The sequence below is a fragment of the Thermocoleostomius sinensis A174 genome (genome assembly GCF_026802175.1).
GTDB lineage: Bacteria > Cyanobacteriota > Cyanobacteriia > Elainellales > Elainellaceae > Thermocoleostomius > Thermocoleostomius sinensis.
In genome coordinates, this window is record NZ_CP113797.1 from 5456324 (window position 1) to 5472261 (window position 15938).

Sequence of the window (15938 nt, forward strand, 5' to 3'; positions counted from 1 at the left end):
TAGCTATCCTGCTGGCAAAAACACGAATGTGGAATCAAATTGCAGACCAAATTAGTCGGGCAACTGGCAAAGCGTTTCAAGTGGAACAGCATCGCTCGGTGAGCGGGGGCAGCGTTAACCAAGCTTATGCCTTGGTTGGAGGTGCTCAGTCCTATTTCGTCAAATTGAACCAAGCTAGCCGGGTAGATATGTTTGCGGCAGAAGCATTGGGATTACAACAGATCTTTAGTAGCCATACGATTCGGGTGCCACAACCAATCTGCTGGGGAATTGCTGGAAATTCGGCTTATCTTGTACTGGAGTGGCTAGAGTTAGGACGGGGTGACTCCCAAGCTTGGGCCGCCATGGGGCGTCAGCTAGCGGCGATGCACCAAGTCACTAGCTCTCAAGGGTTTGGCTGGGAGCGAAATAATACGATCGGCTTTATTCCCCAGGTCAACCACTGGTCTACAGACTGGGTTGATTTTTTTACAACCCATCGATTGGGCTATCAGTTTCGCTTGGCTAAGCGCCGTGGGGGACATTTTCCCCTACAAGAGCGCTTGCTGGCAGCGGTTCCAGACATTCTGGCGGGCTACAATCCGCAACCCTCTTTAGTACATGGAGACTTATGGACGGGCAATGCGGCGGTAACGGTGCAAGGTGATCCTGTCATTCTTGATCCGGCAACGTATTTTGGCGATCGAGAAGTAGATTTAGCCATGAGTCAATTATTTGGTAGTTTCCCGTCCAACTTCTACAGTGCCTATGATGAGGTATGGCCCCTAGAGCCGGGGTACCAGCAGCGCAAAATTCTTTACAACCTGTATCACATCCTGAATCACTTCAATCAGTTTGGCGGCAGCTATGAACATCAAGCCAATCAGATGATCGCTTCACTGCTGTAAACCACGAGTGAAGCCTAAGGAAACATTGAGATTTTCTGGAGCGTTGCTCAATCTGTATCAGCATGAAGGAAAAAACGCTTCGTTTTCTGAGAATTTAGATTTAACCTTTTGCAAGCACAAATAGAGGACCTAATGGAAGAAAAATTAACGCATTACCCAATGGTAATTGGCAAGGACTGGATCGCAACTGGTAGTGAAGATTTAATAGAGCCAGCCACCGGTAGCCCCTTTGCCACTGTGGCCTTGGGAACCAAAGAGGACGTCGATCGCGCGGTTGCTGTTGCCAAGCAAGCCCAAGCCGAGTGGGGCAAGCTGTCTTACGGAGAACGCAGTGCAGCGTTGCTAAAATTTGCCGATGCGCTGGAAGCCAACAGTGAACATCTAGCTCGCTTAGAAAGCCAGAATGCCGGAAAACCACTGAAATTGACTACAGGCGGCGATATTCCCTTTGCAATCGACAATTTGCGCTACTTTGCCTCGGTGGTGCGACGTCAAGAGGGCACAGCTGCTGGCGAATATGTAAGCGGCTATACGAGCCTGATTCGACGAGAACCGATCGGTGTGGTGGGAGCGATCACGCCGTGGAACTATCCGTTTATGATGGCGATTTGGAAACTGGGCCCAGCGTTGGCAGCGGGCAATGCGGTAGTAATTAAACCTGCCCCTAATACCCCAGTAACAACGATCGAACTGGCAAAGATTGCCCTAGAATCGGGGTTGCCCGCCGGATTAATCAACGTGGTGACGGGCGGCGCAGAAGTAGGAGAAGCCATTTGCACCCATCCTGATATCCGCATGATTAGCTTTACAGGCAGCACTCGCACTGGTCGCCGCATTGCTGAACTGGCGAGTCCGCAGGTAAAGCGCGTTACGTTAGAATTGGGTGGCAAAGCTCCCTTTGTGGTATTTGCCGATGCCGACATCGAAGCCGCTGCTCGCGGAGCCATCCCTGCTGCCTACATGAATACCGGACAAGACTGCACTGCTGCTACGCGAATTTATGTGCAAAACGACGTGTTTGACGCCTTCTTGTCTCGCTTTACTGAACTCACCCAAACCCTAAAGGTGGGACACCCGTTTGATGAAATGACTGACATTGGCCCTCTAGTCAGTGAAACTCAGCGCCTCAAAGTCAAGGGGTTTGTGGAAGAAGCCAAGCAGCAAGGCGTCAAAATTGCTACAGGTGGTACTCTTCCTGAAGGCGAGGGATTTTACTATCCACCTACTATTTTGGTAGAAGCAGCCCAATCGGCAAGCTGTGTGCAGGAGGAAATCTTTGGCCCGGTGGTGGTGGTCAATCGCTTCTCAGATGAGGCAGAAGCCGTTCGTCTCGCTAATGACGTTCCCTATGGCTTGGCGGGCAGCGTTTGGACAACCAACGTGCAGCGGGCCATGCGCATGTCAGCGGCGATGGAATGTGGAACGATTTGGGTTAACGATCACTTGCCCATCTGTAGCGAGATGCCCCACGGTGGCTTCAAGCAAAGCGGCATTGGCAAAGACATGTCCTACTATGCCCTCGAGGAATACACGATCGTCAAGCACGTTATGTTTGATGTGACAGGGGATCAGAAAAAAGCGTGGCACTCGGTTGTGTTCGATGCTTAGAAGGCATGATTTTTTCACCTTGATCCCAACTGTAAGGGCGTTTCACGAAATGCCCTTACGAGATTCATCCATCCGAGCAGCAACGCCGAAGTTTTCATCAATGATCTATCCCTCATTACTGATTCCCCTTTGACAGCTTGGGAATCCTGTAATCCAACTAGCAGTTGTGGGAATACTGCTATAGAAGGGCTGAAATTAAAGGGTTGCGGGGGCAAAGGGGGGATGAGCACAGTTCTGATTGTGGACGATAGCCAAACGCTGCGGCAAATGCTCACGGAACTGTTAGAGAACAGTGGACTGCGGGTGGTTGAGGCAATTAACGGAGCGGAAGCTAAGGAAAAAATTCAAGCAAAAGCACCTGATCTGGTGATTACAGACCTGATTATGCCGCAAATGAACGGCTATGAACTTTGTCGCTGGATTAAAAGCGACCCTACCACGCAAGCAATTCCTGTCTTAATTTGCTCGACTAAAAGCGAAGAGTTCGATCGCTACTGGGGCATGAAGCAAGGGGCCGATGCCTACATCACCAAGCCCTTTCATCCCGTTGAGATGATGAAAACGGTAAAGCAACTATTGCGCAGCAGATAAATGATGATCTAATTAATCTAATACCGCCTAGTACCGCTTTAAATAATCTTCGCGACAAACAAACCACTCGTAAGGGCGAATCGCGAATCGCCCTTGTCCAATCTGCCACGTTCTCAATTCAAATTGGTGTAACGATTGATCTAACGATCGCAATCGCTAAACTGAGAAAACAATTGCTGTCGCCAGTGGGCGCTGGCTTTTCGATCACACGGTATTTCTAGCACTCGAACCCCTTCTGTTGGCAACGGCTTTAAGCGCTGAATTAGTTGCTCCCATGTTTGAATTTGCTCATATTCTATGCGGTAGGCGGCACAGAGTTGCGCCACATTGACAGATTGCGGTGTGGCAAAAAACGCTTCAAAGGGTGGATCGAATTGGGCGATCGGCAAAAGTTCAAAAATACCACCACCGTTGTTATTGATTAAAACGATGGTTAAATGGCCCTGAAATTGGTTTCTCAGTAAGAACCCATTTGTATCGTGCAGCAGTGCTAAATCTCCCGTCAGCAACACACTACTTTGATAGCCATGTGCTATCCCCAGTGCTGTTGACAGGGTTCCGTCAATGCCGTTTGCTCCTCGGTTGAAATAGGGTTGCGCTTTTGTATTTCCCGGTTTCCAAAACCATTCCACATCCCGCACTGCGGTGCTATTGGCAATGATCACAGGGGTTGCCTCTGGCAGATGCTGTGACAGCAGCCATGCTACTTTGCTTTCAATCAATGGGTCGAGTTGTGCCATTGGGTGATCAATCGCCTGCCGCGCCCATGCTTCTGCCTGACACCAGTGCTGTAAATATAGATCAGATGGTCGTTCTGGGCTGTTTGCACCGGATAAACACGCCGCTACTTGGTCGATCGATCGACGAAGATGAACAGTTGGTAAATGTAGCGGATCGAGGTGGCGATCGGTCGCGTCGATAATCCATTGCCGAGGCTGAGTGCGTGTTAACCATTGTCGTAGCTCCTTGCTGGTGGGCATCTCCCCAATGCGAATGACAAAATCTGGTCGCAGCTTATCCGCCCAATCTGGTTGACGCAGAATCAGATCATAGGTTGAAATTAAATCTGGGTTCAACACGGCATAATTACGCACCGGAGATAGCCCTTCTGCCAATACAGGTAATTTCAACGTTTGAGCAAGATGAGCGATCGCTTCACAGTAGGCTTGGGGCGATCGGGGTTGAGCCACTCCCGCAATTACAATTCCCCGATCTTCTGCAAACCACTCGGACGGAACAATGTTATCACTGTTCTGTCTCTCTGACTTTTTGCGATTTCTCAAGGCTGTAACCGCTCCACCCACTGCGGCAAAAAATGTCTCTTGCTCTAACTCATCAAACTGCGCAGCAAACGCTTGTGCCTCTGCTTGCGGTACGGGAGCCAACGGATCGCGAAACGGTAGATTTAAATGAACACATCCGGAAACTGGATACTGTGATCGCTCCCACGCATAAATCACGGTTTGCCGCAGATATGCTAAGAGGGATTGTTCCAAGGCTGGCACAGAAAGTTCACTGTACCAATTAGGATAGGTTCCATAAAGCTTTTGTTGATCTACCGTTTGCCCGGCGTTGCAATCGCGCAGTTCTGGCGGGCGATCGGCAGTTAATACCAGCAGCGGTACGCAGCTTTCTTTCGCTTCAATGATAGCTGGATAGAAATTGGCTCCGGCCGTTCCCGACGTACATACCAAAACTACAGGTTCTCCAGTGCGTCGAGCCATCCCCAGCGCAAAAAAAGCCGCCGATCGCTCATCCAACACCGGAATGGCTTCAACTTGCGCATGAGCTGCAAAAGCAATCGCTAATGGAGCCGATCGCGACCCCGGACAAATTACCGCTGTTCTTAATCCCAACCGAACCAGCGTTTCAACGAAAACCGAAGCCCAAACAGAATTAGTGTTGCGAAAATCGATCGGCATGGAGGAAAGTACCCAGACGTATCCAGAAAGCAGTCTAGCGATAAAGGCGAATTACCGGAGTTCCATTGGTGCGGGAGGAGCAGGAGAAACACCCCTACTAAACGCTTAAACAACCTCACTAAAAAACCTCGATCCGTTGCGATCGAGGTAACGTGAACGCTTTTTTGAACGAACACCAACCTAAATAGAACGTTTAGAAAGGATTACAAGACAGCTTGCAATCTTTCTCTAATAGGTTCCTTGCAAAAGAATTTCTCGGCTCAACTGGATCAGCAGCGACTTAATTTCTGTAACCTCTGCATCCGTCAACGTGATCATAAATCTACCTCTAGCATAGATGATTAACGTCAAACAATGTTAAATAGCAACTAATAACGTTTTATAACGCTATCATATTCGTGCTGTGACATCTTAGAATTTTTGAAAAATGTTGACGTTAATTGGCACCAAGTGGCTACAGACAAGGAGCGAATTACGGTATACCTGCCCTCAGAGCTTAGAGAGAAGTTGACTAAAATGGCTGAGAGGGATAAGCGATCGGTGAGTGCCACGATCGAAATTTTGTTGTCTGAAGCGCTGCAAGCCAGAGGTGAAGATTAGCTGGCAAGCTTAGCCCTGTTGATAGAAACGTCGATCGCCAGAGAGGAATGCCCGCTTTTCGATACACTCAGATCGGATGAGTTCGCGAGCGATATTCTGCATTCAGCAGTCGAAAATTTTTCTATGTCAGATCCCCAAGCCGTTAGTGCCGCCGTTGCCAAGCTCTACGATACCTATCCTTTCCCTCCAGAACCGCTGCTAGACGAGCCGCCACCGGGATACAACTGGCGCTGGAACTGGCTAGCTGCCTATAACTTTTGCACCGGACAGAAACCCACCAAGCAAACCGTGCGAATTCTTGATGCTGGCTGTGGCACGGGTGTGGGCACAGAGTATTTGGTACATCTTAACCCTTATGCCCAAGTGGTGGGCATCGACTTAAGTGCAGGTGCGTTAGAGGTTGCCAAAGAAAGATGTCGCCGATCGGGGGCCAATCGTGTGGAATTTCATCATCTCAGTCTCTATGACGCCGATCGCTTGCCAGGAGACTTTGATCTCATCAACTGTGTTGGCGTGTTGCATCATCTGCCTGATCCCATTCGCGGCATTCAAGCCTTGGCCAAAAAGCTGGCTCCGGGTGGACTGATGCACATTTTTGTTTATAGCGAGTTGGGGCGCTGGGAAATTAAGCTAATGCAGCAGGCGATCGGTCTATTGCAAGGCAACCAGCGAGGCGACTATCGGGACGGCGTGCAAATTGGGCGACAAATTTTCTCGTCGCTGCCGGAAACTAATCGCTTGGTGAAGCGGGAACAGGAACGGTGGTCGCTGGAAAATCAGCGAGACGAGTGCTTTGCTGATATGTACGTGCATCCCCAAGAAATTGACTACAACATCGAAACGCTGTTTGAGCTAATTGATGCGTCTGAGCTAAAATTCATCGGCTTTTCCAACCCGCGCACCTGGCAACTAGAGCGGCTGATTGGGAAAGCCCCAGAACTGATAGATCGCGCCCAAGCCTTGAGCAATCGCCAGCGATATCGATTGATTGAACTGCTTGATCCGGAAACCGTGACGCACTATGAATTTTTCCTTGGGCGCGATCCGTTGCCTCAAAGAGATTGGTCATCCGATCAAGACCTGTTAGCTGCGATTCCAGAACGTAACCCTTGTATGGAGGGCTGGGACAGCCGCTGTTTGTTTAACTACGATTACCAGATCGTGAACTTAAGTGAAGCGGAATGGAATTTCCTCAAAGCGTGCGATGCTAATCAACAAGGGCAAACAGTCGCGGAAATTCTCCAAACAATCGATCTGGAGCTGGAAACCGTGCGATTGCTCTGGACGCAACAACTGATTCTTCTCAGTCCAACCAACATTTAATTCATTGCAAGCAAGTCATTAAGTATTGTTACCTGTCAGTGATATGATTTTGTAGGGTCAGTAGTGACCCAGCCAACACTCTGGACTTAGTTCGATAACGCCTGTGAACTCACCAGAATCCTTGCCCGGAACCCCATCTCAAGAGACCGAACCCACCTCGGATATGGCCGTGCCAGCCGAACCGAATGCTTCGATGCAGGAGTACTACCAGCTTCAAGCAGCGTTGCTAAAGACAACCCTGATCCTAACAGGGATTACTTTTGGCTCTGTGTGGATTTTTTATTCTCTTAATACGGCTCTGAATTATCTGATTGGAGCGTGCACAGGTGTGGTTTACTTGAGAATGTTGGCTCGAAACGTAGCGCAGCTTGGAAGAGAGCGCAACAAGTTAGGCAGTGCCCGACTTGCGTTGCTCATTGGGGTGATCGTTCTTGCAGCTCAGTTAAACGAGTTACAAATTATGCCGATTTTCCTTGGCTTCCTAACTTATAAAGCTGCCGTCATCTTCTATATGCTGCGAACCACCATCCTGCCTGACTCAAATTAGGTTCTGGATATCCTAGCACTCCTCTCGGTTTCTAGGAAGCCCATCACATCAATGAATTTGCATGGAAATGCTGAACGCCTTCAATTTATCCAATGTTCTCTTAGCTGAGCTAGAGGTTGGCAAGCAGTTCTATTGGCATTTAGGCAATCTTGAGCTACACGGCCAAGTTTTCTTGGTCTCCTGGTTTGTGATTGGTCTACTCGTCGTTGCCTCTGTCCTTGCAACCCGCAAAATCCAGATGGTTCCTGCTGGTGTCCAGAACTTGATGGAGTATGCCCTGGAATTCATCCGAGATTTGGCTAAAACACAAATTGGTGAAAAGGAGTATCGCCCCTGGGTTCCCTTTATTGGAACATTATTCCTGTTCATCTTTGTTTCCAACTGGTCGGGTGCGTTGGTTCCCTGGAAGTTGATTCGGTTGCCAGAAGGTGAACTGGCGGCCCCCACCAGCGATATCAACACGACGATCGCGCTGGCGCTACTTACCTCGTTGGCTTACTTCTACGCTGGTTTCAGCAAAAAGGGATTGGGCTATTTCGGTAACTATGTCCAGCCCGTGCCTTTTATGTTGCCGTTCAAAATTATTGAAGATTTCACCAAGCCTCTTTCCCTTAGCTTCCGTTTGTTTGGCAATATTTTGGCAGACGAGCTAGTGGTTGGAGTGCTAGTTCTCCTGGTTCCTCTATTTATTCCACTGCCAGTTATGGCATTAGGACTATTTACGAGTGCGATTCAGGCGCTAATTTTTGCCACACTCGCCGCCTCGTACATTGGGGAAGCCATGGAAGATCACCACGGTGAAGGACACGAAGAGCATTAGTCTCTTCGGCGGGGATAACGCCTCGATTTTCCCCAGTTCAAGTGTTTCGATTACGGGTTGCTGGTTTTAGGCATCTGTAATTTTGAAACGACACATAGCGTGTAAACGCTGGTCTCACATCTCGTCCATTTCGTTCTTTCGTTCTGTAGATAAAGGTAAGGAAGATCATCATGAATCCAACAATTGCTGCCGCTTCTGTTCTTGCTGCTGCTCTCGCTGTCGGACTGGGCGCGATCGGTCCTGGTATCGGCCAAGGGAATGCGGCAGGTCAAGCTGTGGAAGGGATTGCCCGCCAGCCTGAAGCAGAAGGTAAAATTCGCGGTACCTTGCTCCTGAGCTTGGCGTTTATGGAAGCGCTGACGATTTATGGTCTGGTGGTGGCATTAGTGCTCCTATTCGCTAACCCCTTCGCTTAGGTTAATCCGCTTCGATGGAGACGCGCAACTCGCGTCTCTACTCATATTTTGTTCTTTCGTTGTTTCACCCCTGATGAATGGGGTCACTCAATATGATGTATTGGACTATCCTGCTAGCGGCTGAAACGGCTGCTGAGGGCAGCAAAGGGGGATTGTTTGACATTGATGCCACACTTCCCCTCATGGCAGTTCAGTTTATTCTCCTGGTCATTGTACTCAACGCACTGTTTTATAAACCGTTGGGAAAGGCAATTGACGATCGCAATGCTTTTATTCGCAATAACCTAGCCGACGCTAAAGAGCGGCTATCGAAGGCTGAAACCCTGGCAAAGCAATATGAGCAGGAATTGGCGGAGACGCGCCGTCAATCTCAAAAGATCATTGCAGATGCAGAGGCGGAAGCTGAAAGTATTGCAGCACAGCAGCTTGCAGAAGCCCAACGAGAGGCTCAGGCTCAACGGGAAGAGGCGCAGCGAGAGTTGGATCGGCAAAAGGAAGAAGCATTCCAATCGTTGGAACAGCAGGTCGAAGCCTTAAGCCGTGAGATTTTGGAGAAATTGCTGGGGACGCAGACGGTTGGTTAAGACACTATAGGTATTTGAATGTAATCATGGGGACTTTCATATTACTGACTGCTGAGGCAATCGAGGAGCCAGGGTTCGGGCTAAACTTTGATATTCTTGAAACGAATCTGATCAATCTGGTCATTATCATTGGAGTCTTGGTGTACTTTGGTCGCGGGTTTCTCGGTAAAACCCTGGCCGAGCGAAAGACACGGATTGAAGAAGCCATCCGAGAGGCTGAAACTCGTAAAAAAGAAGCCGCAGCCGCTTTAGCTGATGAACAGCAAAAACTCGCCCAAGCGCAAGCAGAAGCCTCGCGAATTTTGGCAGAGGCTCAAGAACGAGCCAAGGCAGTCCGCGAATCTGTGTTAGCGAGAGCACAAGACGATATTCAACGTCTGAAAGCGGCTGAAGCTCAAGGTTTAACTAGTCAGCAAGAACGGGTGACCGCTGAATTACGCCAGCGAATTGCGGCCTTGGCTCTGCAACAAGTGGAATCGCAGTTGAAGTCTGGCATTGGTGACTCTACTCAGCAGCAGTTAATTGATCGCAGTATTGCTACGATAGGAGGCCCTTCATGAGATCTACTCTGCTCTCCAGTGAAATTGCAGAACCCTATGCCCAAGCCCTGATGTCACTAGCGCGGGACAATGACCTGGTCGATCGCATCAGTGAAGATGTCACCTCATTGTTAAGCCTGATGAGTGAATCGGACGATTTGCGCGCCTGTCTCATCAATCCGATCTTTAAGGCAGAGGATAAAAAGGCAGTGCTTAACCAAGTGGTGCGGGAGCAATTGCATCCATTTACCTATAACTTCTTGATGATTTTGATCGATCGAGGCCGGATTATATTTCTAGAACCAATTTGCAAACAGTTTCAGGAACTGGTGCGTCAACTCAAGCAAACGGTTCTAGCAGAAGTCACGTCTGCGATTCCTTTGTCAGACGAGCAACAGGAATCAATTCGCCAAAAAGTCAAAGGCATGGCTCAAGCTCAGCAGGTGGAACTAGACACAAAAATCGATCCAGACTTGTTAGGCGGTGTCATTATCAAGGTGGGTTCTAAAATCATTGATGCCAGCTTACGGGGTCAACTGCGTCGCATTGGCACGCGCTTGACTAGCGCTGTCTAGTTAAGGCAAGTGTGGACTAAGCTTTGGTGTTTCGATTGCTAGGTTTCCACGCAATACCCATTACTTCTACTTCACTCCCAATCCTGAATTCTTAATCTCCAACTCCTTTATCAAGAGAAAACCCTATGGCAATTAGCATCAGACCTGACGAAATCAGCAATATTATTCGCCAGCAGATTCAGCAGTACGACCAGGATGTCAAAGCCACAAACGTGGGAACGGTCCTTTCGGTCGGAGATGGTATCGCTCGTGTCTATGGCTTGGATCAAGTCATGGCCAGTGAACTGCTAGAGTTTGAGGATGGCACGATCGGTATTGCGCTGAATCTGGAAGAGGACAATGTGGGCGCAGTATTGATGGGAGAAGGGCGAGACATTCAAGAAGGTAGTACTGTAACAGCTACGAGCAAAATTGCTTCGATTCCTGTAGGCGATGCCATGCTAGGTCGGGTGGTTGATGCGCTGGCTCGCCCAATCGATGGTAAGGGCGATATTCAAACCTCTGACACTCGCTTGCTGGAATCTGGTGCGCCGGGGATTATTGATCGTCGCTCGGTGTGTGAGCCGATGCAAACCGGCATTACCGCCATTGATGCTATGATTCCCATCGGTCGGGGTCAGCGAGAACTGATCATTGGCGATCGGCAAACCGGCAAAACCACCATCGCAGTAGACACGATTCTCAACCAGAAGGGGGGAGATGTTATCTGTGTTTATGTAGCGGTTGGTCAAAAAGCGTCAACGGTGGCGCAGGTGGTGGAAGTCTTCCGCGAGCGAGGTGCACTAGACTATACTGTGGTTGTAGCGGCAAATGCGAATGATCCGGCGGCGCTGCAATATTTGGCTCCTTACACGGGTGCGTCGATCGCTGAATACTTCATGTATAAGGGCAGACACACACTGGTGGTGTATGATGACCTATCTAAGCAAGCTCAAGCCTATCGTCAAATGTCGCTGTTGCTGCGTCGTCCACCGGGTCGAGAAGCCTATCCGGGTGATGTGTTCTATCTCCACTCTCGTTTACTAGAGCGGGCGGCTAAATTGAACGATGAACTAGGTGGTGGTAGCATGACCGCCTTACCGATCGTAGAAACTCAAGCAGGTGACGTTTCAGCTTATATTCCTACCAATGTGATTTCGATTACCGATGGACAGATTTTCTTGTCCTCGAACCTGTTCAACTCGGGTCAGCGCCCAGCGGTGAACCCTGGTATTTCCGTATCTCGTGTAGGTTCAGCAGCCCAAACTAAGGCCATGAAGAAGGTGGCGGGCAAGGTGAAGTTGGAGCTTGCTCAGTTTGACGAACTTCAGGCATTTGCTCAATTTGCGTCTGATTTGGATAAAGCAACGCAAAATCAATTGGCGCGGGGTCAGCGGTTGCGGCAAATCCTCAAACAGCCTCAGTATTCGCCTCTTTCTGTTGGCGAACAGGTAGCCCTGATTTATTCAGGAATTAACGGATATTTAGATGATATTCCGGTGGAAAAGGTAACTGACTTCACCAAGGGGCTGCGCGATTATCTCAAGACCAGCAAGCCTCGCTATGGAGAAATTATTGCCAATGACAAGCAATTGAATGAGGAAGCCGAAACCCTTTTAAAGGAAGCTATTGCAGAATACAAAAAGACCTTTGCAGCAATAGCCTAAGTTAATGATGTTAGGGGCTAGGGACTGAGGCTCTTGAACTCAAGTTGCTTTTCGTGACTGATCCTTGGTTTCTTCCTAACCCCTAACTCCTAATTTCCTAACCCCTAATTCCCAATTCTAGCTATGGCAAATCTCAAGGCAATTCGGGATCGTATTCAATCGGTCAAGAATACAAAGAAAATTACGGAAGCCATGCGGCTGGTGGCGGCTGCCAAGGTTCGCCGCGCTCAAGAACAAGTGATTGCCACTCGTCCATTTGCCGATCGCCTTGCCCAGGTACTCTACGGCTTGCAGACACGACTACAATTCGAGGATGTCAATCTACCGCTGTTACGGAAGCGCGACGTGCAAACGGTGGGTTTGTTGGTCGTATCAGGTGATCGAGGACTCTGCGGTGGATACAACGCTAATGTGATTAAACGCGCTGAGATGCGCGCCAAAGAACTAGCAGCAGAAGGGTTAGACTATCGTTTGATTTTAGTCGGTCGCAAAGCGACTCAGTACTTCCAGCGTCGCGAACAACCCATCAGCGCTACGTTCACAGGCTTGGAACAGGTGCCAACAGCGGGTGAAGCCTCGCAAATTGCTGATGAGCTACTGTCGTTGTTTCTCTCGGAAACGGTCGATCGGGTAGAACTGATCTACACCAAATTTGTTTCTACTATTAGCTCTCGTCCTGTTGTGCAAACGCTACTACCGCTTGATCCACAGGGCTTTGAAGCGTCGGATGATGAAATCTTCCGATTGACGACACGCGGAGGCGAATTTGAAGTAGAGCGACAAAAGGTTGAGGCAACGTCGTTCCGAGTTTTGCCCAAAGATATGATCTTTGAACAAGATCCAGTCCAAATTTTGGATGCCTTGTTACCACTCTACTTAAACAACCAATTGCTGCGGGCACTGCAAGAATCAGCCGCCAGTGAATTAGCTGCCCGAATGACGGCAATGAGTAACGCCAGCGATAATGCCAGTGAATTAATTAAGACACTGACCCTGTCTTATAACAAAGAGCGGCAAGCTGCTATTACTCAGGAAATTCTTGAAGTCGTTGGTGGTGCTAATGCGCTTGCAGGCTAGTTTTTGAGTGTCAACAATCGCGCCGTGGCAGCAATCTGTACCTTGTCGTTGTTCAAGGCATCTCTCAATATCTGACATATTAATCCTCGGACAGTGTGTGTGAAAACGCTGAACGCTGAAGACCCTGGTCATGCTGCCAATTTTAGCCCTCACCCCCAATCTCTCTCCTACGTTGAGAGCGGGATGTTGATCTGTCCCCCTATGCCCAAAAGAAGAGCAGAGGTTGGGGAATAGGGGCGATTCGGAATACGAAGTTTCCGACCTATTGATACATCTAGTTAATTTTCTATGGTTGAGGCTACTATCTTTTCAAGTTCAGTCTCGGCTGTTGTCATAGCCTCTGCTGGGTTATCTGGCTCATGTTGAAGGATGACAGTAAAAACTACAAAAAAGGCACGGATCGATCCGTACCCTTCTCGTAGTTTTTACTAGGTGCTCATTTAGGTGCTGCCACTTCGCAGCAGGATATCCTTAGCACCTAAAACATCAGTGCCTTGACCAATAAACTGAATTAAATAGAGAGATCTAGATCACGCTAGTTACATCTGTAGGCTCAGCGGAGCAGTCATCCTAGCCCAAACTAGCCAAACCGATGTAGTTTGCTTCGGCTTCAAGCTGGCGTACCAATTCTGTGTTGCCTTGCGCTCTAGCGACCTCTAGACGACGCTGTAAATTTTTCCGTAGGTTTTCGCGGTGCAATTGAGTGGTTTGTGCAATCAGTTGTTGACGATTTTTGTTCATAGCGGACATTTCTACAAGCTACTCTGTGATAAGGGGAGTATCTTTAAAGTTAGCACAAAAAGAAAAAAGTAACATAAGCTACAGAATTTCTTGTCATTGAGGCGGAGGTATTCACCCGTTCAGAATTCGCGTCATCGCACTCCTATCCAGGTAAAAAAATCTTGATGAGTCAAGAGTTCTAGAATCAGCAGTGCCACAAACCCGATCATGGCAAACCGTCCATTAATCCGTTCAGCATAATCTGTCCAACCAAAGGCAGGTTCCGGTGGTTGAATATTTGATTGTGGGGATGAGGATTGAGATGCAGAAGTTTGTTCAGAAGTCATGATGATGTGTTGCCCCTAGTCCTTGCAAGAAGCTAGGGTATCAAACTCTCTTTCCCTTGACAATGTTCTAGCCTATAAGCTAACCAGTTCAGGCTTCAGCGAGATGCTTATCTCCGTCAAGGAGTTAGAGCAAGGATCTAGATGGGAGCGTGTCACGTCCATTGCTCTTACCCTAAATCCCTCGTTTTTGGGAGAGAGGCTTCAATCCGGCTCCTCTTCTTTCTGCGTGAGAGAAGAAGTTGGGGGATGGGGTTGGATTGGCAAAGGTGACATGCCCCATTTAGACTAGGCTGCTTTAGTCTGAACCGATCGCAACGTCATTTGCAATGAGTACCTTCTAGCTAATCGGTCAGGAGATTTTGTTATTAAAGTTCCTGAAAAAACCGATAAGAATTGGCAAAATCCTGGTGAAACTAAACAACTTTGTAGCTTTAGTCACTGAAATAAGATCAGTAAAATTAAAATACAAAATTTTGTCAGTTTGAATACATTTTCTACTTGCGAGTTGTTTCAGTTTTCCTATTGATTTCTCTCATAAGACGTATTAGGTTTTTCCCTCCTTTTCATTAAGAATTGACGAAAATTCAGAACCCTTGCGCGGAAAACCACTGATAGTCCTTGAGGGAATCTGTATTAGCTATGAATTAAGCAACGTCCTCAGCGATTTGGCAAAGCTGTTCAGTCTGAACAACTTTGCCGGGTTGAGATTGCTAAATATAACCCAATTTCACTTCTGCGTCGCTGAAATTCTCGATCGCTGAACCTGAAATACTTGCTCTGTAACAGTTCTATTATTTACAACAAAAGATCTGTCCAAAGAAACAACTTAAGGGGGTGGTCATTTTGTCAAACGATTGTTATCTTTTGTAATAAATAAGGTGTTCATGAATGGTTATGGGCATACTCATACCCAAACCTAGGATTCAACTCCTTAGCTTCGTTTATTTGCTTTATCAACAGCGGTGCAATCTTGGCTCATCATTCTTTAACCCTTGAATCTTTGAACCACGATGCTCGCAATTGTTTATCACTCATCACCTTTTGGAGGTCTATTGTGGATAAGCCGATCGAACTTTCTCTAGAACAGCAGTTCAGTCTTCGCTCTTTTCAAGATCAAGTCGCCAACATGAGTAGAGAGCAAGCTCAGCAGTTTCTTATTAAGCTCTATGAACAAATGATGTTACGAGAAACCATGTATAAGCACTTCCTCAAGCATCAGTGGGGAATTGAATCAGGTCCTCAATTTTAATTGAGGTTACGTAGTTGGAACCTCCCTCTCTTGCTTTGTTCTCGCGAGGAAAGGGGCTGGGGATGTTGGGGCGACAACTCGTTTCCTAATGGCTTAGTTTTGTACTTATTGTTCTTCAACTTCTACGTCTAAGTTTTGCGCTTGTATTTCCGTGGAGTTGCTGCATCGTTTGCGAATCTATCGTTCAGTTTGTGGGATGGTATCCGCTCGCTCATGCTCTGCTTCCTGGTTATTCGCTACACTCCGGGGTTATGGTTCCCGTCAACCTGGTTCAGCACGATCGCCTCTGCTAGTGAGTTTGTTTCCCACTCTAGCAACGCTAAAAAGCTTTAATCCTATCAATCAATAGAGTAGTTACAAAATTAGCCCACAGAGTGGAAAATCCTGTGAAAGATCTCTACTGGCGGTTTCACGGGATAACAAGGCTGGGCTATCAAGAATGGTACAAGAGTGTTAGGGTTATGAGAGGTCAAATTCGCTCATAATT

The 15938-nt window shown here is 48.1% G+C and carries 17 protein-coding genes; 14 read left to right on the forward strand and 3 right to left on the reverse strand.

Going from position 1 to position 15938, the window contains the following annotated elements; all coding sequences use genetic code 11:
• Positions 1–26 precede the first annotated feature (26 nt).
• The 3 genes from OXH18_RS23660 to OXH18_RS23670 all read left to right on the forward strand — a co-directional run bounded on the left by OXH18_RS23660 (position 27) and on the right by OXH18_RS23670 (position 3086).
• The gene (locus OXH18_RS23660) at positions 27–887 is read left to right on the forward strand and encodes a fructosamine kinase family protein (protein WP_268609980.1); all 861 of its coding nucleotides are present in this window, start codon (positions 27–29) and stop codon (positions 885–887) included.
• 132 nt (positions 888–1019) lie between these two features.
• Positions 1020–2495, forward strand: coding sequence for an aminobutyraldehyde dehydrogenase (locus tag OXH18_RS23665; RefSeq protein ID WP_268609981.1), 1476 nt, complete (start codon positions 1020–1022; stop codon positions 2493–2495).
• 222 nt (positions 2496–2717) lie between these two features.
• On the forward strand, positions 2718–3086 hold the full coding sequence (locus OXH18_RS23670) for a response regulator (RefSeq protein WP_268609982.1): 369 nt from the start codon (positions 2718–2720) through the stop codon (positions 3084–3086).
• 140 nt (positions 3087–3226) lie between these two features.
• Here OXH18_RS23670 and menD read toward each other — a convergent pair whose 3' ends face one another.
• Positions 3227–5008 (reverse strand): 2-succinyl-5-enolpyruvyl-6-hydroxy-3-cyclohexene-1-carboxylic-acid synthase, encoded by a 1782-nt coding sequence (menD, locus tag OXH18_RS23675; RefSeq protein WP_268609983.1) that lies wholly within the window; start codon positions 5006–5008, stop codon positions 3227–3229.
• 516 nt (positions 5009–5524) lie between these two features.
• Between menD and OXH18_RS23680 the strand changes: the two genes are divergently transcribed.
• The 10 genes from OXH18_RS23680 to OXH18_RS23725 all read left to right on the forward strand — a co-directional run bounded on the left by OXH18_RS23680 (position 5525) and on the right by OXH18_RS23725 (position 13135).
• A complete protein-coding gene (locus tag OXH18_RS23680; RefSeq protein WP_268613245.1) occupies positions 5525–5608 on the forward strand; it encodes a hypothetical protein in 84 nt (27 codons plus the stop codon).
• 123 nt (positions 5609–5731) lie between these two features.
• Positions 5732–6931, forward strand: coding sequence for a class I SAM-dependent methyltransferase (locus OXH18_RS23685; protein ID WP_268609984.1), 1200 nt, complete (start codon positions 5732–5734; stop codon positions 6929–6931).
• A 163-nt stretch (positions 6932–7094) separates the two neighbouring features.
• Positions 7095–7478 (forward strand): ATP synthase subunit I, encoded by a 384-nt coding sequence (locus tag OXH18_RS23690; protein ID WP_315874790.1) that lies wholly within the window; start codon positions 7095–7097, stop codon positions 7476–7478.
• Between the two features lie 67 nt (positions 7479–7545).
• Complete coding sequence (gene atpB / locus OXH18_RS23695; protein WP_268613246.1) at positions 7546–8298, forward strand: F0F1 ATP synthase subunit A; 753 nt, start codon at positions 7546–7548, stop codon at positions 8296–8298.
• 170 nt (positions 8299–8468) lie between these two features.
• Positions 8469–8714: an ATP synthase F0 subunit C gene (atpE, locus tag OXH18_RS23700; RefSeq protein WP_088893994.1), complete on the forward strand. Its 246-nt coding sequence runs from the start codon at positions 8469–8471 to the stop codon at positions 8712–8714.
• Positions 8715–8806: 92 nt separating this feature from the next.
• Positions 8807–9298, forward strand: a complete 492-nt coding sequence (locus tag OXH18_RS23705; protein WP_268609986.1) for a F0F1 ATP synthase subunit B' — start codon at positions 8807–8809, stop codon at positions 9296–9298.
• A gap of 26 nt (positions 9299–9324) precedes the next feature.
• Positions 9325–9858, forward strand: coding sequence for a F0F1 ATP synthase subunit B (locus OXH18_RS23710; protein WP_268609988.1), 534 nt, complete (start codon positions 9325–9327; stop codon positions 9856–9858).
• Positions 9855–10412: an ATP synthase F1 subunit delta gene (gene atpH, locus OXH18_RS23715; RefSeq protein ID WP_268609989.1), complete on the forward strand. Its 558-nt coding sequence runs from the start codon at positions 9855–9857 to the stop codon at positions 10410–10412. Before OXH18_RS23710 ends, atpH begins: the two co-directional genes overlap by 4 nt.
• 125 nt (positions 10413–10537) lie before the next feature.
• Positions 10538–12058, forward strand: a complete 1521-nt coding sequence (gene atpA, locus OXH18_RS23720; protein WP_268609990.1) for a F0F1 ATP synthase subunit alpha — start codon at positions 10538–10540, stop codon at positions 12056–12058.
• 123 nt (positions 12059–12181) lie between these two features.
• A complete protein-coding gene (locus OXH18_RS23725) occupies positions 12182–13135 on the forward strand; it encodes a F0F1 ATP synthase subunit gamma (protein WP_268609992.1) in 954 nt (317 codons plus the stop codon).
• Positions 13136–13705: 570 nt separating this feature from the next.
• Here the strand turns inward: OXH18_RS23725 and pirA are convergent.
• Positions 13706–13876: an arginine synthesis PII-interacting regulator PirA gene (gene pirA, locus OXH18_RS23730; protein WP_268609994.1), complete on the reverse strand. Its 171-nt coding sequence runs from the start codon at positions 13874–13876 to the stop codon at positions 13706–13708.
• Positions 13877–14007: 131 nt separating this feature from the next.
• Positions 14008–14202 carry a chlorophyll a/b-binding protein gene (locus OXH18_RS23735; RefSeq protein ID WP_268609995.1) on the reverse strand — a complete coding sequence of 65 codons (195 nt, stop codon included), beginning with the start codon at positions 14200–14202 and terminating at the stop codon, positions 14008–14010.
• 1054 nt (positions 14203–15256) lie between these two features.
• On the opposite strand from OXH18_RS23735, the gene OXH18_RS23740 reads away from it, so the two are divergent.
• The gene (locus tag OXH18_RS23740) at positions 15257–15451 is read left to right on the forward strand and encodes an NblA/ycf18 family protein (protein ID WP_268609996.1); all 195 of its coding nucleotides are present in this window, start codon (positions 15257–15259) and stop codon (positions 15449–15451) included.
• Positions 15452–15938: the final 487 nt, after the last annotated feature.